A 25,175-nucleotide genomic window follows, 5' to 3' on the forward strand; every position below is an offset into this window, starting at 1 on the left:
TAATAAATAATGACCTGATGTATAGCTGCCGCGACCGCTCTGCAAGTCGTCATTTGTTGAACAACTCCGCCATTGATATGACGTTCTTGGCCATTTCACCGATCGCGATGTTGCGGTCCATCGCCAGTTTGCGCAAGGCGTGATAGGCCTGGTCTTCCGTGTAACCTTGCGACTTGATTAAAATCGCCTTGGCGCGATCCACTAGCTTGCGATCTTCCAATTGAGTCTTGGTCTTTTTTAATTCTTCTTTTAAAGCATGTTGTTCTTTGAAACGCGCTATGGCGATGTCGATGATGGCCTTGATGCGTTTCGGATCCAGGCCGTCGACTATATAAGCACTGACCCCGGCTTTGATGACCTTGTTGATGGTCTCGGTTTGTTGATCTTCGGCGAAAATGACGACCGGCAGTGAACAGTTATGATTGATGTCAACGATGGTGCGCAAGACGGCCTCGTTAGGGGCGTACAAATTCAAGACCACCACGTCGGGGTTCAGGGTCTGGACAATTTGCATCATGTCCAGTTCTTTAAGTTTCAAGGTTACCACCTCACAGCCGTGCTGGCGCAAGCTGGTTTCCAGCAAGGGTTCGCTGTCGAATTCATCGACGACCAAGACATTAAGCGCTGCCATGTTCAATCCAGGGCGATTTTCAGCAAAGAGCCGTCAGGCATGATTTCGGTGATGTAGTTTTTAGGTTCTTCCAGGTAGTAAATCAAACCCAACAACAGAAAACAGGACAGGCCCAGAATCAAGAAAAATTGCCCGGTGGAGACGAAGGTCAGCAAAATCAAATAAACGATGGCGCCGGCGTTGCCGTAAGCGCCGACGATGCCGGCCACTTCGCCGGTGATGGCGCGTTTGATCAGCGGTACGAACGCGAATATCGCGCCTTCCGCCGCTTGCATGAATATAGAGCAAAGCAAGGTAACCGCCACGGTTGCGAGGATAGTCCATTGCGCAGAAATCATCGCCATTAAACAATATCCGCCGGCCAGGCCGGCCACGAATAAATACAGGGACAGTTTGCGGCCAATCTTGTCGCTAAGCCAGCCCCCGGCCGGCCGGGCGATGACATTGGTCACCACGAAACTGGAAGCCAGGAACCCGGCATCCAACATACTGGTGCCCTGAGTTTCGTTGAATGTCTTAAAGAAAAACATCGGCAACATCGATAAAACGGCCAGTTTGGAGCCGAAGGTAACCAGATAGGCTATCGCCAGAATGAATACCTGTCGGTATTGATAATGATGGATGCTGGCGATGGGTTGGCTGAGGCGGTCGGCGTTGTTGTTGACCAATTGAAAGACGTGGATCAGGAACAGTAGCCAGACGACGGCATGAATAGTCAGATTCCAGCCGTCGGTTAGGACCGGCGTGGCCGGCGTGGACAGTTTCCAGGCTAATAAGGAGATGGTCGCGTACAGGGGCACCAGACTCAGCATGTATAAAAATAAGTCGCGGATGCTGGTGACTTCCATCGCCATGGGTCGGCGGGTTTTCAGGGCGGCAATTTCCGGCGGCAGGTTTTCCACGCTGAAATAATAAATCACCGAATAGATCAAAGCGATGACGCCGGTCAAGGCAATCGCCGAACGCCAGCCGTGTTCGGCGCCGAAATAAAACGCCAGGCCCGGCAGAAAAATCGCCGCAACGGCCGACCCGAAATTGCCCCAGCCGGCATAAATACCTTCTGCGGTGCCGACTTGGCTGGCTGGAAACCAGTCGCCGATGATGCGCACGCCCACCACGAAGCCGGCGCCGATAAAGCCCAGTAAAAACCGCGACCAGGCCAGTTCGGTGAAGTTTTCGGCCATCGCGAACATGAAGCAGGGAATGCTGCAAACGGCCAATAACACGCTGTAACTGATTTTCGCGCCAAATCTATCCACCAGCATACCGGTAATCACCCGAGCAGGAATGGTCAGCGCCACGTTCAGCAATAATAGGATTTCGATTTGGGTTTCGCTGATCCCCAGATCTTGTTGGATCAGTACCAACAAAGACGCATGATTGAACCAAATAACAAAGCTGATGAAAAACGCGATCCAGCTCATGTGCAGCACTTTGGTCTTGCCGCGCATGGATAGTAATTTAAAAGGCGTAAAAGACATGAATGATCCGTGGTTGTCGTTCCTTGGTCTTTTTTAGCAGTTTATATGCCAATGATTCAATAGCGACAAACCCGGCAATTCGCGATCAGATAGCCCCATAGTGGTGCAAGTAACCGGTTTCTTTGCCTTATTTGAGTGCGAATTTTGCGAAAAAAATAATGTCTGACGGCGGGAAGCGGCGTTTTTAAAGGGTTTTTAATGTTGGCATAAATTTTGTTAAAGATTTAGCAAGTCTCGTCGTTAGACTTTACCCCCGTATTAAACCTGGACAAAGGCGTCCTGCTTGAATGAGTCATTCATTCGAACAGGATGCCTTTTTTTTGGCTGCGAAAAAGGGCGGTAGCGACCAGACAGTAGCTCCTTGAATCGCCTTACCGCCACTAGGCCGTGTAGCGCGTTTGCATAAATTCTGAGTAAACAGAGGCCCCTGATGAATATGAAACAAACCCTGGTTGTTATCGGCAACGGTATGGTAGGCCAGAATTTTCTGGCTGGATTGGTCGCTAGCAATGCGAGAGATCGCTATCGGATTGTCACATTCTGCGAAGAGCCCAGAGCGGCTTACGACAGGGTGCATTTGTCCGAGTATTTTTCCGGGAAAACCGCGGCCGATTTGTCTTTGGTGGAAGACGGCTTCTTTGCCGAGCACGGTATCGAGATTTATTTAGGCGACAAGGCGGCCAGTATCGACCGGGAGCGTAAGCAAGTCACCTCTGCCAAAGGTGTAATAGTCGATTATGACAAACTGGTACTGGCAACCGGCTCTTATCCGTTCGTACCGCCGGTGCCTGGGCATGAAAGACCGCAGTGTCTGGTGTATCGGACCATTGAAGATTTGGAAGCGATGAAAACCGCGGCAGCCAAATCCAAAGTGGGCGTGGTGATTGGCGGCGGTTTGTTAGGTTTGGAAGCGGCCAAGGCGTTGAAAGACTTAGGGCTGGATACGCACGTGGTTGAATTTGCGCCGCGCTTGATGGCGGTACAGCTCGACGAAGGCGGCGGGGCGATGTTGAAGCGCAAGATCGAAGCGCTGGATGTGAAAGTACATTTAAACAAAAACACCACACTGATCGACGACGGCACCGAATGCCTGCATAAAATGAATTTTGCCGACGGCGAAACGCTGGAAACCGACATCGTTCTGTTTTCGGCCGGCATCAGACCACGCGACGACATCGCCCGTGGCTGTGGTTTGGAAGTCGGGCCGCGCGGCGGCATAGTGATCGACAATCAGTGCCGTACCTCCGATGCCGATATTTATGCGATAGGTGAATGCGCATTGTGGAACGGACAAATATTCGGCTTGGTAGCGCCGGGTTACGCGATGGCGCGTACCGTCGTCGCTGATTTGGCAGGCGAAGCAGGCAGTTTTACCGGTGCCGATATGAGTACCAAACTAAAATTGATGGGCGTCGATGTGGCCAGTATCGGCGATGCGCACGCCAGGACCCAAGGCGCGATGGTGTATACCTATCAAAACGGTGCCAGTGAAATCTATAAACGCTTGGTGGTTAGTCAGGATCAGAAACGGCTGTTGGGCGCGGTTTTGGTCGGCGATGCGTCCGCTTACAGTACTTTGTTGCAATATTGCTTGAACGGCATCGAGCTGCCTGAGCATCCGGATTCCTTGATTTTGCCGCAACTTGCCGGTGAATCGGCCGGTCTCGGGCCGGACGCCTTACCCGCATCGGCGCAGATTTGTTCCTGTTACGATGTCAGCAAAGGCCAGATTTGCGGCGCAATCGAAGCCGGTTGCACCACGCTCGGCGCCCTGAAAGCCGAGACCAAGGCCGGCACCGGTTGCGGCGGGTGCTCCGCGCTGCTGAAGTCGGTATTGGATTGCGAATTGACCAAGCTGGGCGTGGAAGTCAGTACTGATATTTGCGAGCATTTTCCGCACACTCGCCAGGATTTGTATAACCTGGTGATGGTGGAAGAAATCAAAACCTTCGACGAATTGCTGGACAAACACGGCAAGGGTTTGGGCTGCGAAGTATGCAAGCAAGCGGTCGGTTCCATCCTGGCTTCACACTGGAACGACTACATCTTAGAAAAACAGCATATCGGTTTGCAGGATACCAACGATATTTTCCTGGCTAATATGCAAAAAGATGGTACCTATTCGGTGGTGCCGCGCGTCGCCGGCGGCGAAATCACGCCGGATATGTTGATCGCCATAGGCCAAGTCGGCAAAAAATATCAGCTTTACACTAAAATCACCGGTGGCCAGCGCGTGGATTTGTTTGGTGCCCGTGTCGAGCAATTACCAGCGATTTGGCAAGAGCTGATCGACGCCGGTTTCGAGTCCGGCCATGCTTACGGCAAATCCTTGCGTACCGTCAAATCCTGCGTCGGCAGTACCTGGTGCCGGTTCGGTGTCGATGACAGCGTCGGTTTGGCAATTGAATTGGAAAATCGCTACAAAGGCTTACGCGCGCCGCATAAAATCAAGTTCGGCGTCTCGGGCTGCACCCGCGAATGCGCGGAAGCGCAAGGTAAGGACATCGGCGTGATTGCTACCGAGAACGGCTGGAATTTATATGTGTGCGGCAACGGCGGTATGAAACCGCGTCACGCCGATTTGTTTGCCACCAATCTGGATAAAGAGACATTAATCAAGTACATCGACCGGGTGTTGATTTTTTATGTCCGCACCGCCAACCGGATGCAACGGACCTCGGTATGGATGGAAAATATGGAAGGCGGTTTGGACTATTTGAAATCGGTGGTAATAGAAGACCGGCTGGGTATAGGCGCACAATTGGAAGGGCAGATGCAGCACGTTATCGATACCTATCAGTGTGAATGGAAAACCACGCTGGCAGACGAGCAACGCCTGAAGCGCTTCCGGCATTTCGTCAACAGTGACCAGGCCGACGACAACGTGGTGTTTGTCGAGGAGCGCGGCCAAGTTAGGCCAGCCAACGCCCAAGAACGTAAACATTTCAAATTAATCGAGGAGGCGGCATAATGAGTACCTGGATAGATGTGTGCGGCATCGACGATTTGCAAGCCGATTCCGGGGTGTGCGCCTTGGTAAAAGGCAAGCAAGTCGCGATCTTTTACCTGCAACGCAGACAGGCGGTTTACGCAATCGGTAACTTCGATCCGTTTAGCGAGGCCAATGTCCTGTCGCGAGGCATGATAGGCGACATCGGTGGCGAACCGATGGTCGCCTCGCCGATGTACAAGCAACATTTCCATCTGGGAACCGGTGTTTGCTTTGAGGATGCCGGCGTTAGTGTGCCGGCTTATCAAGTGCGCTTGGAAAACGGCAGAGTCGCCGTGATGCTGGCGTAGACGCCTGTACAATATAAATCGCCGTATTTGGCCGTTTGTGAACTGGAGTTAGGTGTGAATTACCGATATTACATCGCTGACGTATTTACCGACCGGGTTTTCAACGGTGCGCAGATCGCGGTTTTACCGCGGGCAGACGGCTTGAACGCCGAGAATATGGCGATGATTGCCAAGGAGCTGAATCTGTCGGAGACCGTATTTCTGTTTCCTAAGGGCGGTAGCGCGATGGAGTGGCGGATGCGGATCTTTTCGCCGCTCGGCGAAATCAATTTTGCCGGCCATCCCATCATTGCCGCCGCCTATATTTTAGCGATCGCCGGCGATGTAAGCTTGAGCGAGCCGTTAACCAAACTAACCTTCGAGCAAAATATCGGCCTTATCGAAGTAAACCTTTCCAGCCGGGACGGTCGGCCCGGTTTGGTGCAATTCAGTCGTAGCGTCGATTCGATAGTTGACAGATTCGCACCCAGCGACGACGAAATTTGCAGTTTTTTAGGTTTGCAGACTTCTGAATTGGACCATAAAAAATACTCGCCGCGTTTAGTGTCATGTGGCTTTCCTTATTTGGTGGTGCCGGTTTGGAATTACGATTCGGTGCGCAAGGCCCGATTTAATTACGCGGCCTGGGCTCAATCCACCGCCCCGCAAACCGCGGCTCAGGAGATTTTGTTGTTCTGCCCGAAATCGTCCGGCCCGGAAGCCGATTTCAATGCCCGGTTGCTGGGACCCAATATCGGCATTCATACCGATCCGCCGGTGGGTAGCGCGATGCCGGCGTTCTGCTGCTATTTATGCTCGTTCGAACATACTCAAAAAGGCACTCATACTTTCGCGGTCGAGCGAGGCGACCAATCCAGCCGCCGCAGTCTGATTCATTTGGAAATGGATAACAAAGGCCTGGAAAACTTAACCATCAGGGTAGGCGGGCAGGCCGTGCTATTTGCGGAAGGCAATCTAACGCTGCCCGATTAGTTTTTATCGGGCTGCCTGTTTGCGCTACGCTGGGTAAACCGTTGCTGACGCCAGATATAGGCTGCCCAAAAGACAATCAAAATTTCCAGTACAAACGATCTGTGCAGCAGAAAATTAAGCCACCAGGTTTGATAGATTGTGGGTACCGCGAATAAAGCAAACGGCCGATTTACGATGGGCGCCAACCAATAAATGTTGGTGGAAATATAATCCAGCAACATATGCAACATACCGTTAACGGCAAAAATAACCGCCAACAACGGCCAACTCCTTTGCCTGAACCGGTAAAAACAACATATTGCCAACACGCATAACAGCAGCCAGACGCAGGGAAAGTGACTGAAATAGCTGTGGTGCGGATGAGCGCGGTGATCGACACCATAAAAATAAAGCATATCCAGATCCGGCGCGATGCTGCCAAGTAAGCCGGCACGTAAAAAAGCTGTTCCGGACACCACTGGTTTTTCGAATTGGCGAAAGAATAGCGTCGACACAATGTAGCCGGCTGGGAGATGAGCAATGATCATAAATTTACCTCTAGATTGTCGCTCGGGGCAACAGTTAAAACCGTTGTCCCAAGTCCATGGAATTTAAACGCTAGCCGCATTGTCGGTGGCGGTTTGGCCGAGTCCGTACCAATCTAGGCGCCGCGTGGTAACCATCGCCAGGGCCAGCAGCGCAAACATCAGTAAAGAGCCCAGCATCAGGGCGTTGTCTTCAGACTCCAGCAAACCGTATAAACTGCCGAATAAGCCCGCCAGTAACGCGCCGGCGGCAAAGCCGCGTTTGACGCTAAGCAATACCGCGCTGAGATAAAAGCCGATCAATATTACGCAGGCAATACTGGCGATCAGATAAGCCAGCACAAAATCCAGGTGTTCCGACAAACTCAACAGCAGCAGGAAAAACATCGCCAGCGCCAAGCCAACCAGGGCATATTGGGCCGGATGAATCGCCAGGTTTTTCAGGATTTCGAACAGGAATATCGCCGCAAAAGTCAGGCAGACAAACAGGAAGCCGTATTTGCTGGCTCTGTCAGATAGGGAATAGACATTGATGGGTTCCATCAACCGTATGCCAAAGCTGTCGTAGCAACTAATGGCTTGGCACTGATAAAGGCTTTCGGCGACATTCGATGCCAGGGCATCCACTGACCACAACGCATGAAAACCGGCCGCGCCCACTTCTTGAGTTTGCGGATCAGGCAGAAAGCGGCCGTAAAAGCTTGGGTGCTGCCAAGTAGAGGACAGTTCCACGCGGGTTTGCTTGCCGGCCGGAATAAAATCCAGCGACTCAATGCCACGAATTTTTAGCGTGAACGCAAACGGCATGTTGATGGCACCAAATTCAACCGGTGGCGCATCCAGTAGTACGTGCATACCGTTGACCCGGGGCATGGGTAATTCCGCGCCTTGTTCGAAGGCATAATGCTTGCCCCCCCATTCCACGCCTGGCGCTTCCAATACGCCGCGCATATCCGCCAGTGCCACACTGGCATAAGGTGCGCCGAAACTGATCTGGCCGTTATGCAATGGCTTAGGATTACCGTAACCTCCGGGTATAGACGTATCGCCTTTGATACTGACATTCAACACGTAAGAACGCACTTTGAACAAGCCGCGCTGCTTGGTTTCCGTGGCGAGCTCGCCGGCTATATTCAAGTGTTCGGGTAGAAAATACAGCAGCCTGTTTTCGTTATGCTCGATCAATTCGCGCTTGGGTTGGCCGTCGACTTTAGTGTCGATTATTTCCGTCCAGCGCTCGGTGTACGGAACCACCAGCAACGGGCCAAACAATTGCTGCGGTCCGGCGGAACTGGCGGCAATGTCGCTCACCGCCTGTTGTTGGCGCTCGGCGCGTTCGCCAACCAGATTTTTTATCATGCCTATCGGTATCAGCAGCACCAAAGTTAGACCGAACATTAAGCAGATCTTTTGCCAAAGTTTTTTTTGCATCGCGTTTATTCCGTAGAGTTAAAAGACGATGTACAGCATGCTCCGGCAAGGTGAGCGGATGATGATGGGAATGTGAAGCGAGGGTGAAGTTGATAGTGTAATGCCAGAGGTGGGGAATGGCTAAGCCGTTAGCCATTCCCCAGAGCGAATTAATCGATGGTTTCTACCCAATGGCAACGTTCCTTGACAATCGGCGCGGTGTGCTCGTTGGCGATACCTTTGGCGATCATTGCGATCACCCGGTCGTCGGTGTCGTAGCCGATATGGGCGTCCATGGGATTAGCCAGCTTACCCAACCCGAACGCATCATAAACTCTGGCGACGTTGATATTGATATTGGTGACATTGACGCATAATCGTGAATCCAGGTATTTATTCACGAAGTCGTGCGGAATGGCATAACTAAGTAAGTCGTTGGGGTCGCTGAAGGCGATCACCGAGGTTTTGGCCATGATCCGTTCATTGTAATTAGCGCCATCGGCTTGGCAATAGGTGTCGGCATGATTGGCGACTTCCGGTAGCGCCCGTCCCAATTGCAGCATAGGTAATTGGTTGGACATCATGTAGATCGGTATCTCTTTATTTTTCAATACATTGGTCAGCGCAGTGTAGTAACTGGCCGTTTCGCCGTTACTCAGTTTCGAGGCGATTTGCTGCAAACCGTCAATGGTAATGCGGCTGCCCAGGCTGTGAGAGACAAAGGCGTAGCTGTCGTTGTAAAACGGCGTCACATTCTTGGTGGAACAGGTTTGCTTCACATCATCCGGCAGGGTGTTCCAGTCACCGTGAATCATCCAGCAAAACGATTGCGCGAATGCCGACAGGATATCTTCACGCTTCTCGCCCAGATAAATAATAGGGTCTGGGCCGGTATCGTTAGAGAATTTTTTTAATAAGTCGTTGACTTCGGCGCGGCGAAAAGATTGCTCTCCAGAGTTATCGTAGGACAGCACTTCTTTTTCCTTAGCGCTGATCTCCGACCAGGTTAGCTCGTAAAACAGCATTTCCTGGGAATTGTTGGCGTCCAGATAGCGGTGGATGCGCAAATTACCCAGCGGTCGCTCAATACCTTTCGCATCGGCCAAACGGATGTTTTTGACATTTCTGCTAGTGACGGTTAAATCCAATTCCTTAGCCAGCTTTTCCATGAATTGGGTGGAATAACCGGGTAAATGGTTGCCGACACCGTGCACCATCAACAACTTCATTTTCCGGTCATGCACTTCCAGTTGCGGTTTGATGCCTTCGAATTTATCGCCTTTGATTTCGCAAATGCGGGTGTCTTCCGCTTCCTGCTTTTCCAGAATGGCTTCGGTAATCCCTTTGCCGAGACTGGCGCAACCGTTTAACAGCACGCTGATCGCCAGTATCAGCAGCTTGATGTCGATTTTTTTCATGGCTTGGGTAGTGTTTATTGCTAGAGAGTGGTGGTCTGGGAGCGCAGCCCCCGCGTTACGCGAATGGCTGCTGCATGTCATGCGGAGATTTTATGATAAATCCCAGTTGCTCGGGAGGCTTAATCGGGGCGCGAATTGTAAACGCTGGTAAAAATAACCTGTCGGTCGCAGCAACTGCAGCTTGCAGTGCGCGCCAGCTTATTCTTTATCGAGTTTTTTCTTGGCTGCCTCGGCTTGTGCGCCGATTTTTTCGACTGTTTCCCGATATTTGGCCTGAGCCTGATTGGCGTGGTCAGCAATGATGCCGTTATCGGTGTTGGCTTCTTTGATCAAGCATTCGAAATAATCGCGGGATTTTTGTTGCCAGGCGTTGATCGCCGCAATGCTTTTATTGTAGGCATCGATATTGCCGACATCGATAGTAGGTGACTCGGGCACGGCGCCGCAACCGCTGGGTTGCCAACTGCCGTTGGTCAGGCTGCCGGCTTGCGCGGGGTTTGCAAATAGGATGGGCAGCAAGGCGGCTATTGTTAATGTATGTTTCATCTAGCTAACTCCTTTGGTAAGAAAAAATCCAAGAATACTCAGGGTTACGAATTAGAATTTGCGCAATTCAATCAGGGCCGAATTATTCCGCAACTCGAGTAGATTGCCAACGCTGGCACTGAGCGGTTTAACTCAACATCTGCCTGATATGTTCGATCTCATCTTTAGCCTGGTCGAGTATATTGATACTTAAATCCGCATCCAGATTGCCTTTGGCCAATTTTTTATAAGCCGGCAATTCGTCCAGCTTGGGCATTTGTTTGATGTCTATCTTGCCGATGAAGCTGTGCAATTGCGAAATCATGACTATGTCGCTGTAACTGGCGGTTTCGCCGCTGTCGCGGTGCCAGTTTTCAGCGTGGATGATCACGTCTTCAAAGTCGCCGGGAAAATCCCATTTGCGGATAATTTGCACGCCAATCGGGCTGCGCAATTCGCGCACCGCTTCAGCCAAGTCGCCCGGATTAGCCACAATCTCCGGTTGCCGGTCGGCGTAAGCCAGAATCGGCACCACGCCAATGTCATGAATCAAGCCGGCCAACATGGCCCGGTCCGGATCGAAGCCGGGCGTTTTATGGGCAAATACCGCACTGATCGCCGCCACGTAACTGCTATGCGCCCAAAGCTCTTGCATCTTACGGCGAATCACCGGTGATTTGGCGTTGAACACCGCTTTCAACGCGAAGGCGGTAATAATGTCCTGCGCGGCTTTCAAGCCCAAACGGGTCAAGGCTTCCGGACAGCTTTCGATCTTGCGCCGGCCCCGGTATAGCGGACTATTGGAGATTTTGACCAAGCGCGCAGTAATACTGGGGTCGATTTGCACGACTCGGGCGATTTTATTGCTATTGGCGTTGGGTTCGTTAATCGCCCGGCGGATTTTTACCGAGACGTCCGGGATGGTCGGTAACGCCAAGGAATCGGATTGCATATACTTGAAACAATCCTGATACAGACGATTTTTTGCCAGTTTGGCGGATAGCGCTTGAGAATGGGCCTCGGTCATTTACTGTGCTTTATTCGGGCAAGCGGCGGGGGATTGGTTTAAAATCCGCCGCTGCATTTTTAAACGTATTTTTAAGTATAGACACGCTATGAACATAACAGGCCCGGATGTTATCACAACCCTCAGCAGCATCAGAGACTATATTCGCTGGGCTGCCAGCCGCTTTGCCGAACATCGGGTTTTTCTAGGTCACGGCACTGTCACGCCTTTGGATGAAGCGGCGGCGATTGTGTTGCATACCTTGCATCAGCCTTACGATTTGGATCACGGCTATCTGGATTCGGTGTTGACCATGACCGAACGGCAGGCGGTTGTGGCGTTGATCGAACGTCGCATCGTCGAGCGTAAGCCGTCTGCGTATCTAACCCACGAAGCGATATTTGCCGGCTTGTCTTTTTATGTCGATGAACGGGTCTTGGTGCCGCGCTCGCCTATCGCCGAATTAATCGCCGAACGCTTCGAACCTTGGGTGGAAGAAACCCAAGTGTTCAACATCCTGGATTTATGTACCGGCAGCGCTTGCATCGCTATCGCCTGCGCTTATGCCTTCCCGGATGCGCAAGTGGATGCAGTAGAACTGTCGGACGATGCTTTGGCGGTGGCCCAGATCAACATTGAAAAACATGAACTGGATGGCCAAGTCCAACTTTATCAATCCGATTTATTCAACGACTTGCCGGCCAAGCCTTACGACATCATCGTCAGCAATCCGCCTTATGTCGCCATCGCCGAATGGGAAAGTTTGCCCGCCGAATTTCACGCCGAACCGGAAATGGGCTTTACCGGCGGCGAGCACGGCCTGGATCTGGTGTTGCGGATTTTGGTTGACGCCAAACGCTATCTGGCGGAGCAGGGCATCTTGATTATCGAGGTCGGTAGCAGCGCCGAAACTTTGCAGGAAATGTTCCCGGACGTGCCGTTCCAATGGTTGGAATTCGAGCGCGGCGGCGACGGCGTATTTCTGCTCACCGCAGCACAAGTCTCTCTTTATCACTCACACTTTGTTAGCGCTTTATAACCATGTCCGGAAACAGCATAGGAAAATTATTTACCGTCACTACCTCTGGCGAGAGCCACGGCCCGGCCTTGTTGGCTATCGTCGACGGCTGCCCTCCCGGTTTGGAACTGTCGGAAGCGGATTTGCAGATCGATTTGGATAGACGCAAACCTGGCACGTCTAGGCATACCACGCAGCGCCGCGAAGCCGATGAAGTAAAAATCTTGTCCGGCGTATTCGAAGGCAAAACCACAGGTTGCCCGATTGGGCTGATGATCGAAAACACTGATCAGCGCTCCAAAGACTATTCGAAAATTGCCGAGAGCTTCCGACCCGGCCACGCCGATTACACCTACCAGCACAAATACGGGTTTAGAGATTATCGCGGCGGCGGCCGTTCCTCTGCCCGCGAGACTGCAATGCGCGTTGCCGCCGGCGCGATTGCCAAGAAATATCTGTTCCAAGAACACGGCATCCTGGTGCGTGGCTACTTGTCGCAACTGGGTCCGATCAAAATCGACGCATTCGACTGGAACGAAATTCCTAATAATCCGTTCTTCTGTCCTGATGCAGGAAAAGTGGAAGAAATGGAAAAATACATGGACGCACTGCGCAAGGAAGGCGAGTCGATAGGCGCTAAGATCGAAGTGATTGCCAGCAACGTGCCGCCCGGCCTAGGCGAACCGATTTTCGACCGCCTGGATGCCGAACTGGCCTATGCCTTGATGAGCATCAACGCTGTGAAAGGCGTGGAGATTGGTGACGGTTTTGAGTGCATCGATACCAAAGGCACGAAATTTCGTGACGAAATCACCCCGGAAGGCTTTTTAAGCAACCATGCCGGCGGCATCTTGGGTGGGATTTCCAGTGGCCAGGACATCGTGGCCCGGATTGCGTTGAAGCCCACCTCCAGCCTACGTTTGCCGGGCCGTAGCATCAACAGCAAAGGTGAAGTGATTGAAGTGGTCACCGAAGGCCGCCACGATCCTTGCGTCGGCATCCGCGCCACGCCCATCGCCGAAGCGATGGTGGCTATCGTGTTGATGGATCATTTGTTACGGCATCGCGCGCAAAATCTGCATGTAAATTCAGGATTGCCGATTCTGCGCTGAATGAGCGTACCTTACTGGCGCTTATCCGGCTTTTACTTTTGCTATTTCGCCACGCTGGGTGCTTTCCTGCCGTTTTGGAGTTTATACCTTAAGCAAGTCGGCTTCGCCGCCACCGAAATCGGCGAGCTGACAGCGTTTTTGGTAGCGACCAAGATCATCGCACCGAACTACTGGGGTTGGTTGGCCGACAAAACCGGCCGTAGTTTACGTCTGATTCGCATCACCTCGCTGCTGTCGGTGCTGTGCTTTGCCGGTTTTTTGTACCGCAGCGATTATCTATGGTTTGCCGCGGTGACTGTGCTTTTCAGCTTTTTCTGGAATGCCACCTTGCCGCAGTTCGAAGCCGCGACCCTGTTTCATCTGCAAGCCGAACCGCAGCGCTACAGCCAAATCCGGCTATGGGGGTCTATCGGCTTTATTGCCGCAGTTCTGGGCATAGGCCGGTTTCTGGATCAATTTAGCATTGCCTATTTGCCCTGGATTATCGGCAGCTTGATGCTGCTGAATTGGCTGATGGCGCTGGTGACGCCGGAAGCGCAGCCGCGCCTGACCCACAGCAATACTGGTGGCATCCGGCAAATTCTAATGAAACCTGAGCTGCTGGCATTTTTGCTGGTTTACATGCTGTTGCAAGTCGCGCACGGTCCTTACTATGTGTTTTATTCGGTTTATTTAAAGCAACACGGCTATTCGGCAAGCGAAACCGGTTTGTTGTGGGCCAGCGGTGTAGCGGCCGAGGTGTTGTTGTTCATGGCAATGCGCCAATTGTTGAAATGGCTCTCGCCACGCACGCTACTGCTTTTTGCGGTATCACTCAGCGTAGTGCGTTGGCTGTTAATTGCCGAAGGGGTTGATTCGCTGGCATTGACGATCATCGCGCAAATGCTGCACGCGGCCACGTTTGGGGTCGCCCATGTCGTGGCTATGCAATTGCTGTTTCAGTATTTCGGCGAACGCCATCAAAGCAAAGGGCAGGCGCTTTACAGCAGTATCAGTTTTGGCTTGGGCGGCATGATAGGCAGTCTTTACAGCGGTTACTTCTGGGATATGCTGGGCGGCCGCCTGGTGTATATCATCGCCGCCCTGGTGTGTTGCGTGGCTTTGCTGATTACCTATATCGGTGTGGCTCGGCAATCTCGCCTCGGATTGGGTTAAAATTGACAGGTTTCAGGAAAGAGGGATAGACAACGTGTTTGAAGTAATCAAAAACGGCGGCTGGATGATGGCGCCAATCATCTTGTGTTCCATCGTGGCGATGGCGATCATCGGCGAACGCTTTTGGTCTTTGCAGCGCAAGCGCATCATTCCCGCCGATTTGGTGCCATATATCTGGCAATTGCATCGAGATAAAAAGCTGGACGAACCGACCATTCGCCGCATCAAATTGAGTTCGCCCTTGGGCCGGATTCTGGCCGCCGGCTTGCTGAATCGCAAGCATGGCCGGGAAATCATGAAATCCAGTATCGAAGAAGTCGGCCGCCAGGTGACACACGAGCTGGAGCGTTATTTAAATGCGCTGGGCAGCATCGCTTCTATCACGCCCTTACTCGGATTGCTCGGCACAGTAGACGGCATTATCCGGGTGTTTTCAGACATCGCGATAGGCGGGATGGGCGATCCAGCTGTGTTGAGCGGTGGCATTTCCGAAGCCTTGATTTGTACTGCCTCCGGTTTGACCGTAGCGATTCCCAGCCTGTTTTTCCACCGTTATTTCGAGCGTCTGGTTGACGATCATGTGGTGCGGATGGAAGAAGAGTCGCTGCGCCTGATCGACATCATGCAAGGCGCGCGCGAGGACATTTAATGCAATTCCGCCGCAAACGCCGTACGCAGGTCGATATCGGCTTAATCCCAATGATAGACGTGTTGCTGGTTTTACTGTTTTTCTTCATGGTCGCTACCACGTTTCGTCATCACTCCGAATTGAAGATCAACCTGCCTGAAGCGCAAGGCAGCGACGCCACGGAGCAGGGTAAGACCATCAATTTATACGTCGATGCCAAGGGCACTTATGCCCTGGCCGGTGACGACAACCAGTTTCATGAGCTGGTGAATCAAAACCTGGACGGCTTGAAAGCGGCTTTGGCACAAACTGCCGGCGAGTCCAGATTGTTACCGTTCATCATCAGCGCCGACGGCAAAGCCCCGCATCAAGCCGTAGTCAGCGCCTTGGATGTCGCCAATCAATTAGGCTTTCACCACATCACTTTTGCTATCAACCGCCCGGAAAAATAATGAACCCGAAATTAGTGAAATGGTTTGAGGATGCCTGGTACAAGGAGATGTATATCTCGGCTTGGCTGATGCCCTGGTCCATGATCTACGTAGACGCCATCCGCTTGCGGCGTTTTTTATACCGCATCGGCGTATTGAAAAAGACTAAATTGCCGGTACCGGTGATTATCGTCGGCAACATCACCGTAGGCGGCACCGGTAAGACGCCTCTGGTGATCTGGATGGTGGATTTCTTGAAACAACAAGGCTACAAACCCGGGGTGATCAGCCGCGGTTATGCCGGCGCGGCCAACACCAGTCCGCAAGCGGTAACCGCCGAGAGCGATCCGGCGCAAGTGGGTGACGAGGCGGTGTTGTTAGCCAAGCGCTGTGCTTGTCCGATTGTGGTTGGCGCCGATCGAGTCGCGGCCGGCCGACAATTGCTGTCAAGCAACGCCTGCGACGTACTGATTTCCGACGACGGATTGCAGCATTACGCACTGGAGCGCGACATCGAAATCGTCGTGGTAGACGGTCAGCGCCGCTTCGGTAACGGTTATTGTCTGCCGGTTGGCCCGCTGCGCGAGCCGCAGGAACGAGTCAAACACGTCGATTTGGTGGTCGTTAACGGCCCGGATGAATTGTTGGAAGGCGAATTGCCGATGCACTGCAAGGGCCAGCAACTGATCAACATGAAAACCGGCGAACGAAAACCGCTGGTCGAATTCAAAGGCATGGCTTGCCACGCCGTCGCGGCGATAGGCAACCCGGCACGCTTCTTTGCGCAATTAGCGGCTGCCGGACTGGATTGTCAAACCCACGCCTTGCCGGACCACCATCCGTTTACTGCCGAAGATTTGCAATTTAAAGAGCCGCGCCCGGTGCTTATGACCGAAAAGGACTCGGTGAAATGCGCCCGTTTCGCTACCGACCAATATTGGTATTTACCTATCGATGCCGAACTGCCCGAGGCATTTTCCCAACAACTGTTAAAACTACTCAAAGACAAAGCTCATGGATAAAAAACTGCTCGAGATTCTGGCCTGCCCGCTGTGCAAAAGCTCCCTGATTTACGACAAAGACAAACAGGAATTGATTTGCAAAGCCGACAATTTAGCCTTCCCGATCCGCGACGATATTCCGGTGATGCTGGAAGACGAAGCCCGCGAACTGAGTTTCGAAGAAGCGGACGCCCTGCGTAAATGAGCGGCGGTTTCAAAGTCGTCATTCCGGCCCGCTACGGTTCCACCCGCTTGCCGGGTAAGCCCTTGTTGGACATTGCCGGCAAGCCGATGATCGTGCATGTGTGCGAACGCGCATTGGAAGCCGATGCCGAGCAAGTGGTGGTGGCGACCGACGACCAACGTATCTTCGATGCGGTGAGCGACTTAGGCTTGCAAGCGGTAATGACCGATCCCAATCACCAGTCCGGCACCGAACGCATAGCCGAGGTAGCGCGGATCATGGGTTGGGCCGACGAACAGATCGTCGTGAATCTGCAAGGCGATGAACCGTTGATTCCACCGGCTTATATTCGCGATACGGCCTTGGCGCTGGCTGGACAGGAACAGGCTGGGATTGCCACCTTGGCGGCTAAGATTTTGGACGTGGAGGAAATTTTCAATCCGAATGCGGTGAAGGTGGTGTTGGATAAAAATGGTTATGCCTTGTATTTTAGCCGGGCGGCGATTCCGTGGAACCGAGCGACGTTCCCTGATCAGCACGGTATAGCGTCTTCTAGTTTGCCGCATCTCAGACATATTGGGATGTATGCTTATACGGTGGGCTTTTTGCAGCGGTATTGCAGTTGGGCTGCGTCGCCGTTAGAGAGTGTTGAGTCGTTGGAGCAGCTTCGGATTCTTTGGCACGGGGAGAGGGTGTTGGTGAAAATTGTTGATAAGACGCCGGAGGCGGGGGTGGATACGGAGGAGGATTTGGTGAGGGTTTCTAAGCAGATCATGTACTCAGCTAGTCAACCAAACTAAGCTCACAAATGAACACCTCAGCGGTTTTGGTACAAATTTTTGGGCCATTCATAAGCAATTTTTGGTGGTTGATACTACTCGCTATTGTTGTAAGTGTTCTTAAATCTCCAGTTATCAAAGGGGCGTTTGGCGAAGGACAAGTCAATTTGGCAGCGAAATTCTTGCTGGACAAAGACATATACAAACTGATTAAAAACGTAACGTTGGTTACGGAAAGTGGCAGTACACAAATAGACCATGTAATAGTGTCCCGTTATGGTGTATTTGTTATCGAAACCAAGAATATGAAGGGCTGGATATTCGGGGACGCCAATCAGAAAATTTGGACGCAAAAGATTTACCGTCACACAACTAAATTTCAAAATCCGTTACATCAGAATTACAAGCATACTCAGGCATTGCAACGATTTTTAGCGCTTGATCCAGAAAAGATATTTTCGCTCGTTGTATTTGTTGGAGATAGCTCTTTCAAAACGCCGATGCCAGCCAATGTTGTCTACGCCGGAGAATTTATTCGCTTCATAGAAAGTAAAACTCAGTTACTTTTTAGTGATAGTCAGGTTCACGAGATTTTTGCCAGATTACAATTTGGACGATTGGAACCAACTAACAGAACACATAGGCGCTACGTAGAGCACGTTAAAAATATTGTTCAGGCCAAACAGACTCGGCATCATGAAAACTCATGTCCGAACTGTGGTAAATCTATGGTCATAAGAACAGCAAGAAACGGTGCCAATAAGGGCAAACAATTTTGGGGTTGTAATGGCTTCCCAAAATGTAGGGCGATCAAGCAAATCAATACCTAATTTTGGAAATGATCTCTAAGGTAAGGGTGTCGCTGTCGCGACGGTTTGATTTAATCGGGTTCTCGCACCCGAAGGCGAGGTACTTTCTTTTGCTCCGCCAAAAGAAAGTACCCAAAGAAAAGGCGACCCGGATGCCGCTTTGACCCTGCGCGCCGAAGCTTTTATCGAGGGTCGGCAGAAGGGGCTTCCCAGCCCCTCCGCCGACGCACCGCATCCCTGCGGTGCCCCTTCGGGCTGTTCTCGATAAAAGCTCCGGTGCTCGGCGCGGCATACGGGGAAACACCGTTGCTGTGTAGCAGGGGGATTAATGTATTCTCGTGGTCTTAACGCTCCCTATCCTTGCGGGAGAGGGTTGGGGTGAGGGGGAAAATTCTTGCAGCATTTGTTTGGACTCCCTCATCCTAACCTTCTCCCTGGGGGAGAAGGGATGGTTTTAATTATTACGACAGCTTTCCCTTGGGAGTGGGTTTTGGTCCCGTATTTTGACCCCGAGCATCGTAGTTTTTTGCAGGATCAGCCCGGAGGGGAGCGGCAGGGATGCCGCTCGTTGGCGAAGGGGCAGGAAGCCCCTTTCGCCAACCCCTGCAAAAAACTGTGAAGCGCAGGATCAGGGCGAAATCCGGGTGTCTTTTCTTTTGGATACTTTTCTTTGGACAAGCACAAATTCGCTTGGAGCGAATTTGAACAGCCGATAGGCTGGCCCGAAGGGCGAAAACCAAGGATGGTTTTCGTAGCGAAAAGTATCTCGGCTGTCGGGCCGAGACCCGACGTTAAAACAATCCGTCGCGATAGCGACACCAATTGCCATACTTAGATTCGATGGGATTACTCTATTCCACAGACAGAAACATGACCATCATCAACCTCTCCCAAGAACCCCACCAAATCCCCACCCTAGCCCAATGGCACCAAGCCGAATGGTCAAACCTGAATCCCGGCCAAACCCTGGAACACCGCATCGAAAGAATGCAAGCTTATTTAAGCGACAAATTAGTTCCGAGCACCTTCATTTACAAACATGAAGGCCAACTGGCCGGCTCCGCAGCCATCATTGAAAGCGACATGGATACCCGCCCGGAACTGACGCCATGGTTGGCCAGTGTTTACGTAGCGCCCGAATACCGCCGGCAGGGCATAGGTGCGAAGTTGGTACAACATGTCATGCTGCAAACTCAGGCTGCCGGTTTTGCCAAACTCTATCTGTTTACACCGGATCAGGCGGATTTCTACGCAAAACTTGGCTGGACTGCGATGGCCGAAGAAGTTTATCGTGGTCACCGCGTCACGCTGATGAGCGTGACGCTAAATTTTTCGGAAGACTAGGCGTTTTCCAAACCGAGAATAAATGCCCATTGCTTGGCATTCACCGGCATGATGGACAGCCGGTTGCCGCGGCGCAGCAAGGCCAGTTCGGTTAGTTCGGTTTTCAGTTTCAGTTCGCGCAGACTGATGTTACGCGATAGCTTTCTGACAAACTTTACATCGACCATGTACCAGGTAGGCTTGTCCGGATTACTTTTCGGGTCAAAATGCTTATCGTCCGGGTCGAACGCGGTAAAGTCCGGATAGGCTTCGCGCACCACTTGCATGATGCCGACGATACCCGGTTCGTCGCAGTTGGAATGGTAAAAAAACACCTGATCGCCGATTTTCATGTCGTCACGCATCATGTTTCGGGCTTGGTAGTTGCGGACACCGTCCCAATGCTCGGTTTGGCCGGGTCGATTAAACAAGTCGTCAATGCCGAAGGTGTCGGGTTCTGATTTCATCAGCCAGTAATTCATAGATGTCCACTTTGGGGGTTGTTGTCAGGTTTTTTTATTTATCCCAAACTCAGACGCAATCGGCAAGCAAAATCGCGCAAAACATTCGCCGAAACTTGGGTAGTGTCGTGAGTGCTTGAAGCTGTTGAACTATAGACCCCGGCGAGACTCAAGTAATCGTTGAAACCACGCTTTTTGTGCGCTAAATATTCGCCTGAACTGGTCTAAACTTGACAACCAGCCGGGACCGCACTCAAGCCTATCGTGGTATAGTATCCACACCAGTATTGTCGTTAGATAGATAGTGCTTAAATAAATACATTTCCGCTTCGTTAAATAACGTCAATTAGTTATTTACGGAGTTTACACTGGCTTGGTTTAAACAACATGGTCGGCGTCTATTATTACGGTAGTTTTTTTCCTATTTCATCTGATTTATGTCTGCTAGTATTAAAAAAAGCAAAAGACGTCGCTATATTAGATATGCGATTGATCTAAACGCTTTATTGATAATCGACCAAACTGACACACTGGAATGCCGTATTCTGGATTTTTGTAGCGGTGGATTTTATCTGGTTTTTGATAAAAGTCATCCGCAGATTGCATTGCATAAAAATATAAAAATTCGCTTTTCTATTCAATTGGAGTTCGAGCTAAAAACTTTTGAAGTAGATGCGCAAATAACACATATTGGCACGACGGGAGTAGGCCTTGTCACTGAACAGATGCCCGCCACCACGTTTAATGCGTTAAGAAAAATAGCAAATGTTGGATCGCTTTCCTCAACGAATGACAATTTAGATACTTCACCAGAAAATTTAAATCAAGAAAATTATAAAAACACATTTAAACAATTTCTAATAGAAAGCTTGCCTTTATTAATCGATCGGTTTTTTGACTCGCTGAGCGATTGCATGGAAGCTGCGAACACGCATGCTGAGTTTTTTTCCAATCCATCGGCTTTTGACGACTTAATTACCACGCTAAAGCTGAATAGAGAGATTATTAGTAGTGAATTTTGTTGTTCTGTTATATATCAGGTTGATTATATTTCCAGTGACAACGAAAAAAACTCAGATGCTTTATATCATGATTCGCTTTCATTAATCGAAAAAGACGACTTTGAAGACTGGTTGAATATGTCGGCTACTATCAGAAAGCTTAAAAACTATTTTGACGACGAGCTTAATCTGTTAGTTAGAGAATTATGCAGGGTGTTTGGTATATTTGATAATGCGGTTAATAATCCAATTGGTCCGGCGGTTTTATGTGATAGTTTTAGGGAAATATTCTTGCAGTTAGAGCTGGGGAGTAATATAAAAAAGGCGATTTATAATTGCTTCGAAAAAATATTAATTATCGAATTACCGGGTTTTTATAAGCAAGCAGCTGCGACTTTAGCTAAGTTTGAATCCGCGCGATTGCAAATGCCCGTTCATAGTAAGCAGAGCGGCTCCGTTTTTGATACAAAAAATAGCGATAAACAGCAAGTTTATTTCAATGACTATTTGGATGCCGAACCGCTGGTCGTTCACAAAGCTATTCAACCTTTAAGCCAGGTTACAGGCAAATTACTGAACCTGTTAACTGAAACAATGGCCGTATCTACCGATACCCAGCGCAAGGAAAATACCCTGCCGGTCAATAATGTCCAGCAAATATTTGACCCAGCGGAAGTTTTATCGGCGATTGCGAAAATCCAAAAGGATATTACCGCTAAATCGGGCCTTCATTTAGATACCACAACACTGCAAAAAAGCCTTGCCGATAAATTACAAGCTGATAATCCGGAGGCAAAATCGTTGGCCGCAAACGATGTTCAGCGCCTTGAACTGTATGGCAGGTTTTTTGACGCCTTGTTCGGTGAGCTTGAGTTTTCTAAAGATATTAAAGATTATTTGGAAAGTATTCATTTACCTCTATTGTCATTGCCCATGCAAGGTAATGATTTTCTGGATTCCGAGTCGCACCCTGCCCGAAAAATACTGAATCAACTGGCTGTTCTGGAACCTGCGATTAAAAGTAATCGGGTAATCAAAAATACCAATATAAAAAATACTGTAGAAAAAGCAATAGCGCGGATTTCCGCTGAGTCCATTAGCAATCCTAATGTTTTCACTGAAGTCGAGCATGAATTGGATAGCGTCACTAAGCAGTGGACAAAATCCAATGAAACCAACGTCAAACGCATAATAGAGCCTTACGAAGGCCAACAAAAATTGGAGGCGGCAAGGCTAACTATTCAGCAGGAAGTTGATAAGCGTATAGCCGGCCGCTCTGTACCATCGATTATTCCCACGCTACTTGGCGCTGGATGGCAAGACCTGTTAGTGATTGCCGAATTAAATAAGGAAGCTAAGCCTGAGGAAAAAGCCTCTTATATCAAAGTAATTGACGATTTACTATTTTGGCTCTACGAACAGGATTCGTTTCTGAATATGCAATCGGTCAGCATTCATACCACACTCAAATTTATCGAAGAGAATCTAGGCACAGTTTGTCCTAACTTATTCAAACGCGATAATGTTATTGAAGAATTGTTTGCTTTACTGGTGGGTAGCGGTGTGCCAAAAGTTAGGAAGCCGATGGATACCGTCAGAATTCCCGCGCCTAGATCCATGCAAGACATTATAGAATCTGAATGGGCAGCGCAAGTTTCACAATTACAGGTGGGCGAATGGCTGATAATCTATAGAGGCTCCGAAGGTTTTGAACCGATGAAACTGGTTTGGATAGGCGATATTTTACCAATTTGCGTTTTTGTTAATCGCGATGGACTGACTAAGTTAGAGCTTAATAAAACCGAATTGGCATTACTTTTGGAAAATGGCGGAGCGAATAGAATAGAAAGCCTGGATGTGCCTTTAATGGATCGCGCGACTAACCAAATGTTGCAAAACATGCATAGCAAATTGATTTATAACGCTACGCATGACGCGGAAACCGATTTACTCACCAAAGACGAGTTTGTTAAACAGCTAAAAATCGAGCTCGTTAAACTCGATAGTACCGGCCATATCTTGGGTCATATAGAGGTTTTGGATTTTCGCGTCATTACTAATGTTTGCGGCGTCGCTGGCGGCAAACAATTCTTGAAAACGCTCACGCATTTAATCAGCGAGCAGTTGCGTGATGGCGATTTATTCGCGCGAATCGGCGATAAATCTTTCGCAGTGCTGCTAAAAGATTGCGGCGCGCAAACTGCTTATGAGTTATCCAAAAAACTGTTAAAAGTCATTAGTGAATCGCGGTTTCAATGGCAAGATAAAAGCTATACCATCGGTGTGAGTATCGGTTTGGTGCCGTTCGAACAGAACAATTTTGACGTTAACGAGTTGTTACAAAATGCCGATACCGCCAGCATGTCGGCAGAGCGTTCCGGTCCGAATAATGTTTTGCTTTTTACGCATGATGACGAGAATTTAAAACGTCAAAATAAAATATACGAATGGATAGGCAATATTGACAAGGTATTTTCCGAGAACAGGTTGTTTTTACGTTGCCAAATGATTGCCGCGGTCGATGAAACCAGTGCCAGTCATCAACATTACGAAATTTTGCTGGGTATTAAAGACGAAAACGATAATATTATTCCACCCGATCATTTCATACCTGCTGTGGAACGCTGTAAGCGTATGCCGGAAATTGATCAATGGGTCATTACCAATGTGCTTATGTGGATTGAAAATAATAGAGATTATTTCGATCATATTGATGGCTTTGCGATCAATTTGTCCGGACAATCTATTAACAGCGAAGAATTTTTAGGGTTTCTTAAAGGAATATTGGAATCAACCAGCGTGCCCACAAATAAACTGACGTTCGAAGTCACGGAAACGGTTGCAGCGGAAAGTTTTTATTTAACAAATAGTTTCATCAAAGCCATCAAGCAGTTTAATTGTAAGTTTTCATTGGATGATTTCGGGTCAGGCTATTCGTCGTATTCCTATCTGAAGAACTTGAATATCGATTATCTGAAAATAGACGGGGCCTTTGTCAAAGACATATTAAACGACAAAGCCGATGTTGCCATCGTTAAATCCATGAATGAAATCGCTCATTCCCTGGGCTTGACGACCATTGCTGAATACGTCGAAAGCAGCGAGATCAGAGAGGTTTTAAAAACCATAGGCGTCGACTATGCCCAAGGCTACGGCGTGCATAAACCAATGCCGCTCAGCGAGTTGGTCATCGAACCGCCGCCGAGCGCACCGCTTTTTTCATTTGAAGACACTGAGTTCTGGGGTTTTTGAAAGCGGGGGCGTTTAAAAGACGGTCACACTACTGTTGCCACAAACAATTGCCGCTGACTTTGGCGATTTTTGCCAAACGTTGTTGGTGCGCCAGTTCTTCCTCGCTACTACAAGCAATGATTTTTAATGGTGCTCTGTCGGCCGATAGTCTAACGATAGCCTGTTCGCCGCCATTGCCGGTGTGATCGCCTTCATCCAACAGGGATGCCTGGCCTCCGGTCATCAATAAATAGACGTCCGCCAGGATTTCCGCGTCGAGTAAAGCGCCATGCAATTCGCGGTGACTGTTGTCTATACCGTAGCGTTTACACAACGCATCCAAACTGTTTCGCGCGCCGGGGTGTTTTTTCCGGGCGTAAGCCAGGGTGTCGAACACGGTGCTATTGGTCTCGACGCGGCGTTCTTCCCCGGCTAATAGCGCCAATTCGTGATTCAAAAAGCCGACGTCAAACGGTGCGTTGTGAATGATCAGCTCCGCACCCTGAGTAAAGCGCATAAAGTCTTCGACGACATTGGCGAAGCGCGGCTTATCTTTTAAAAATTCGTTGGTGATGCCATGCACTTCGATGGCGCCGGCATCGATTTCCCGGTCCGGATTCAGATAGACGTGGAAATGATTACGGGTCAAACGGCGGTTAATCAGTTCCACGCAGCCGATTTCGATAATCTTATGGCCTTCCTTGGGGTTGATGCCGGTGGTTTCGGTATCCAGCACCACTTGCCGGATTTGGCGGGGTTTTTGACTCATGGCTTA

General features: G+C 50.1%; 23 protein-coding genes. 14 read left to right on the forward strand and 9 right to left on the reverse strand.

Annotated features, from left to right (window positions below; translation table 11 throughout):
- Window positions 1–49: 49 nt before the first annotated feature.
- Together ACMXD4_RS10915 and ACMXD4_RS10920 are read right to left on the reverse strand one after the other, a co-directional pair.
- The gene (locus tag ACMXD4_RS10915; protein WP_033156304.1) at window positions 50–631 is read right to left on the reverse strand and encodes an ANTAR domain-containing response regulator; all 582 of its coding nucleotides are present in this window, start codon (window positions 629–631) and stop codon (window positions 50–52) included.
- Window positions 632–633: 2 nt separating this feature from the next.
- Window positions 634–2,112 carry an MFS transporter gene (locus ACMXD4_RS10920; protein WP_033156303.1) on the reverse strand — a complete coding sequence of 493 codons (1,479 nt, stop codon included), beginning with the start codon at window positions 2,110–2,112 and terminating at the stop codon, window positions 634–636.
- A 430-nt stretch (window positions 2,113–2,542) separates the two neighbouring features.
- Here ACMXD4_RS10920 and nirB point away from each other — a divergent pair, with 430 nt between their 5' ends.
- Genes nirB through ACMXD4_RS10935 form a run of 3 tightly spaced genes read left to right on the forward strand, consistent with a single transcriptional unit; the run spans window position 2,543 to window position 6,384 of the window.
- On the forward strand, window positions 2,543–5,083 hold the full coding sequence (gene nirB, locus ACMXD4_RS10925) for a nitrite reductase large subunit NirB (protein WP_415880767.1): 2,541 nt from the start codon (window positions 2,543–2,545) through the stop codon (window positions 5,081–5,083).
- Window positions 5,083–5,412, forward strand: a complete 330-nt coding sequence (nirD, locus tag ACMXD4_RS10930) for a nitrite reductase small subunit NirD (RefSeq protein ID WP_415880768.1) — start codon at window positions 5,083–5,085, stop codon at window positions 5,410–5,412. Before nirB ends, nirD begins: the two co-directional genes overlap by 1 nt.
- Window positions 5,413–5,466: 54 nt before the next feature.
- The gene (locus tag ACMXD4_RS10935) at window positions 5,467–6,384 is read left to right on the forward strand and encodes a PhzF family phenazine biosynthesis protein (protein ID WP_415880769.1); all 918 of its coding nucleotides are present in this window, start codon (window positions 5,467–5,469) and stop codon (window positions 6,382–6,384) included.
- Here the strand turns inward: ACMXD4_RS10935 and ACMXD4_RS10940 are convergent.
- From ACMXD4_RS10940 to ACMXD4_RS10960, 5 genes are all read right to left on the reverse strand, one after another.
- Complete coding sequence (locus ACMXD4_RS10940) at window positions 6,381–6,911, reverse strand: metal-dependent hydrolase (protein WP_415880770.1); 531 nt, start codon at window positions 6,909–6,911, stop codon at window positions 6,381–6,383. The genes ACMXD4_RS10935 and ACMXD4_RS10940 overlap by 4 nt on opposite strands.
- Before the next feature lie 63 nt (window positions 6,912–6,974).
- A complete protein-coding gene (gene creD / locus ACMXD4_RS10945) occupies window positions 6,975–8,339 on the reverse strand; it encodes a cell envelope integrity protein CreD (RefSeq protein WP_415880771.1) in 1,365 nt (454 codons plus the stop codon).
- A 149-nt stretch (window positions 8,340–8,488) separates the two neighbouring features.
- Complete coding sequence (locus ACMXD4_RS10950; RefSeq protein WP_415880772.1) at window positions 8,489–9,736, reverse strand: hypothetical protein; 1,248 nt, start codon at window positions 9,734–9,736, stop codon at window positions 8,489–8,491.
- 198 nt (window positions 9,737–9,934) lie between these two features.
- Entirely contained in the window at window positions 9,935–10,282 is a 348-nt protein-coding gene (locus ACMXD4_RS10955; protein ID WP_415880773.1) for a hypothetical protein, read from the reverse strand.
- A gap of 127 nt (window positions 10,283–10,409) precedes the next feature.
- Window positions 10,410–11,288, reverse strand: coding sequence for an HDOD domain-containing protein (locus tag ACMXD4_RS10960; protein WP_171695464.1), 879 nt, complete (start codon window positions 11,286–11,288; stop codon window positions 10,410–10,412).
- Window positions 11,289–11,376: 88 nt separating this feature from the next.
- Here ACMXD4_RS10960 and prmB point away from each other — a divergent pair, with 88 nt between their 5' ends.
- The 10 genes from prmB to ACMXD4_RS11010 all read left to right on the forward strand — a co-directional run bounded on the left by prmB (window position 11,377) and on the right by ACMXD4_RS11010 (window position 19,728).
- Window positions 11,377–12,306, forward strand: a complete 930-nt coding sequence (gene prmB / locus ACMXD4_RS10965) for a 50S ribosomal protein L3 N(5)-glutamine methyltransferase (RefSeq protein WP_415880774.1) — start codon at window positions 11,377–11,379, stop codon at window positions 12,304–12,306.
- Between the two features lie 2 nt (window positions 12,307–12,308).
- Window positions 12,309–13,397, forward strand: coding sequence for a chorismate synthase (gene aroC / locus ACMXD4_RS10970; RefSeq protein ID WP_415880775.1), 1,089 nt, complete (start codon window positions 12,309–12,311; stop codon window positions 13,395–13,397).
- Window positions 13,398–14,552, forward strand: a complete 1,155-nt coding sequence (locus ACMXD4_RS10975) for an MFS transporter (RefSeq protein WP_415880776.1) — start codon at window positions 13,398–13,400, stop codon at window positions 14,550–14,552.
- A 34-nt stretch (window positions 14,553–14,586) separates the two neighbouring features.
- Complete coding sequence (locus ACMXD4_RS10980) at window positions 14,587–15,201, forward strand: MotA/TolQ/ExbB proton channel family protein (RefSeq protein ID WP_036273364.1); 615 nt, start codon at window positions 14,587–14,589, stop codon at window positions 15,199–15,201.
- Complete coding sequence (locus tag ACMXD4_RS10985; protein ID WP_415880777.1) at window positions 15,201–15,632, forward strand: ExbD/TolR family protein; 432 nt, start codon at window positions 15,201–15,203, stop codon at window positions 15,630–15,632. Before ACMXD4_RS10980 ends, ACMXD4_RS10985 begins: the two co-directional genes overlap by 1 nt.
- The gene (gene lpxK / locus ACMXD4_RS10990) at window positions 15,632–16,633 is read left to right on the forward strand and encodes a tetraacyldisaccharide 4'-kinase (protein WP_415880778.1); all 1,002 of its coding nucleotides are present in this window, start codon (window positions 15,632–15,634) and stop codon (window positions 16,631–16,633) included. The genes ACMXD4_RS10985 and lpxK overlap by 1 nt, the downstream gene beginning before the upstream one ends.
- Window positions 16,626–16,817, forward strand: coding sequence for a Trm112 family protein (locus tag ACMXD4_RS10995; RefSeq protein WP_033156289.1), 192 nt, complete (start codon window positions 16,626–16,628; stop codon window positions 16,815–16,817). Before lpxK ends, ACMXD4_RS10995 begins: the two co-directional genes overlap by 8 nt.
- Window positions 16,814–17,596 carry a 3-deoxy-manno-octulosonate cytidylyltransferase gene (gene kdsB / locus ACMXD4_RS11000; protein WP_415880779.1) on the forward strand — a complete coding sequence of 261 codons (783 nt, stop codon included), beginning with the start codon at window positions 16,814–16,816 and terminating at the stop codon, window positions 17,594–17,596. The genes ACMXD4_RS10995 and kdsB overlap by 4 nt, the downstream gene beginning before the upstream one ends.
- Before the next feature lie 8 nt (window positions 17,597–17,604).
- On the forward strand, window positions 17,605–18,405 hold the full coding sequence (locus tag ACMXD4_RS11005) for an NERD domain-containing protein (RefSeq protein WP_415880780.1): 801 nt from the start codon (window positions 17,605–17,607) through the stop codon (window positions 18,403–18,405).
- Window positions 18,406–19,254: 849 nt separating this feature from the next.
- Complete coding sequence (locus ACMXD4_RS11010; RefSeq protein ID WP_415880781.1) at window positions 19,255–19,728, forward strand: GNAT family N-acetyltransferase; 474 nt, start codon at window positions 19,255–19,257, stop codon at window positions 19,726–19,728.
- On the opposite strand, the gene ACMXD4_RS11015 is transcribed toward ACMXD4_RS11010, so the two are convergent.
- A complete protein-coding gene (locus ACMXD4_RS11015; RefSeq protein WP_415880782.1) occupies window positions 19,725–20,189 on the reverse strand; it encodes an EVE domain-containing protein in 465 nt (154 codons plus the stop codon). The two genes, ACMXD4_RS11010 and ACMXD4_RS11015, sit on opposite strands and share 4 nt — an antisense overlap.
- Window positions 20,190–20,605: 416 nt before the next feature.
- Here ACMXD4_RS11015 and ACMXD4_RS11020 point away from each other — a divergent pair, with 416 nt between their 5' ends.
- On the forward strand, window positions 20,606–24,421 hold the full coding sequence (locus tag ACMXD4_RS11020) for a DUF1631 family protein (protein ID WP_415880783.1): 3,816 nt from the start codon (window positions 20,606–20,608) through the stop codon (window positions 24,419–24,421).
- A gap of 28 nt (window positions 24,422–24,449) precedes the next feature.
- Here ACMXD4_RS11020 and dnaQ read toward each other — a convergent pair whose 3' ends face one another.
- Window positions 24,450–25,169, reverse strand: a complete 720-nt coding sequence (gene dnaQ / locus ACMXD4_RS11025) for a DNA polymerase III subunit epsilon (protein ID WP_319962824.1) — start codon at window positions 25,167–25,169, stop codon at window positions 24,450–24,452.
- Window positions 25,170–25,175 lie beyond the last annotated feature (6 nt).

The organism is Methylomonas sp. TEB, from assembly GCF_047777895.1.
Taxonomy (GTDB): domain Bacteria; phylum Pseudomonadota; class Gammaproteobacteria; order Methylococcales; family Methylomonadaceae; genus Methylomonas.

Excerpts from the sequence above, each read along its gene's own strand:
- ACMXD4_RS10915 (WP_033156304.1), bottom strand. The coding sequence starts at position 631 with ATGGCAGCGCTTAATGTCTTGGTCGTCGATGAATTCGACAGCGAACCC.
- ACMXD4_RS10920 (WP_033156303.1), bottom strand. The coding sequence starts at position 2,112 with ATGTCTTTTACGCCTTTTAAATTACTATCCATGCGCGGCAAGACCAAA.
- nirB (WP_415880767.1), top strand. The coding sequence starts at position 2,543 with ATGAATATGAAACAAACCCTGGTTGTTATCGGCAACGGTATGGTAGGC.
- nirD (WP_415880768.1), top strand. The coding sequence starts at position 5,083 with ATGAGTACCTGGATAGATGTGTGCGGCATCGACGATTTGCAAGCCGAT.
- ACMXD4_RS10940 (WP_415880770.1), bottom strand. The coding sequence starts at position 6,911 with ATGATCATTGCTCATCTCCCAGCCGGCTACATTGTGTCGACGCTATTC.
- creD (WP_415880771.1), bottom strand. The coding sequence starts at position 8,339 with ATGCAAAAAAAACTTTGGCAAAAGATCTGCTTAATGTTCGGTCTAACT.
- ACMXD4_RS10950 (WP_415880772.1), bottom strand. The coding sequence starts at position 9,736 with ATGAAAAAAATCGACATCAAGCTGCTGATACTGGCGATCAGCGTGCTG.
- ACMXD4_RS10955 (WP_415880773.1), bottom strand. The coding sequence starts at position 10,282 with ATGAAACATACATTAACAATAGCCGCCTTGCTGCCCATCCTATTTGCA.
- ACMXD4_RS10960 (WP_171695464.1), bottom strand. The coding sequence starts at position 11,288 with ATGACCGAGGCCCATTCTCAAGCGCTATCCGCCAAACTGGCAAAAAAT.
- prmB (WP_415880774.1), top strand. The coding sequence starts at position 11,377 with ATGAACATAACAGGCCCGGATGTTATCACAACCCTCAGCAGCATCAGA.
- aroC (WP_415880775.1), top strand. The coding sequence starts at position 12,309 with ATGTCCGGAAACAGCATAGGAAAATTATTTACCGTCACTACCTCTGGC.
- ACMXD4_RS10975 (WP_415880776.1), top strand. The coding sequence starts at position 13,398 with ATGAGCGTACCTTACTGGCGCTTATCCGGCTTTTACTTTTGCTATTTC.
- ACMXD4_RS10985 (WP_415880777.1), top strand. The coding sequence starts at position 15,201 with ATGCAATTCCGCCGCAAACGCCGTACGCAGGTCGATATCGGCTTAATC.
- lpxK (WP_415880778.1), top strand. The coding sequence starts at position 15,632 with ATGAACCCGAAATTAGTGAAATGGTTTGAGGATGCCTGGTACAAGGAG.
- ACMXD4_RS10995 (WP_033156289.1), top strand. The coding sequence starts at position 16,626 with ATGGATAAAAAACTGCTCGAGATTCTGGCCTGCCCGCTGTGCAAAAGC.
- kdsB (WP_415880779.1), top strand. The coding sequence starts at position 16,814 with ATGAGCGGCGGTTTCAAAGTCGTCATTCCGGCCCGCTACGGTTCCACC.
- ACMXD4_RS11005 (WP_415880780.1), top strand. The coding sequence starts at position 17,605 with ATGAACACCTCAGCGGTTTTGGTACAAATTTTTGGGCCATTCATAAGC.
- ACMXD4_RS11010 (WP_415880781.1), top strand. The coding sequence starts at position 19,255 with ATGACCATCATCAACCTCTCCCAAGAACCCCACCAAATCCCCACCCTA.
- ACMXD4_RS11015 (WP_415880782.1), bottom strand. The coding sequence starts at position 20,189 with ATGAATTACTGGCTGATGAAATCAGAACCCGACACCTTCGGCATTGAC.
- ACMXD4_RS11020 (WP_415880783.1), top strand. The coding sequence starts at position 20,606 with ATGTCTGCTAGTATTAAAAAAAGCAAAAGACGTCGCTATATTAGATAT.
- dnaQ (WP_319962824.1), bottom strand. The coding sequence starts at position 25,169 with ATGAGTCAAAAACCCCGCCAAATCCGGCAAGTGGTGCTGGATACCGAA.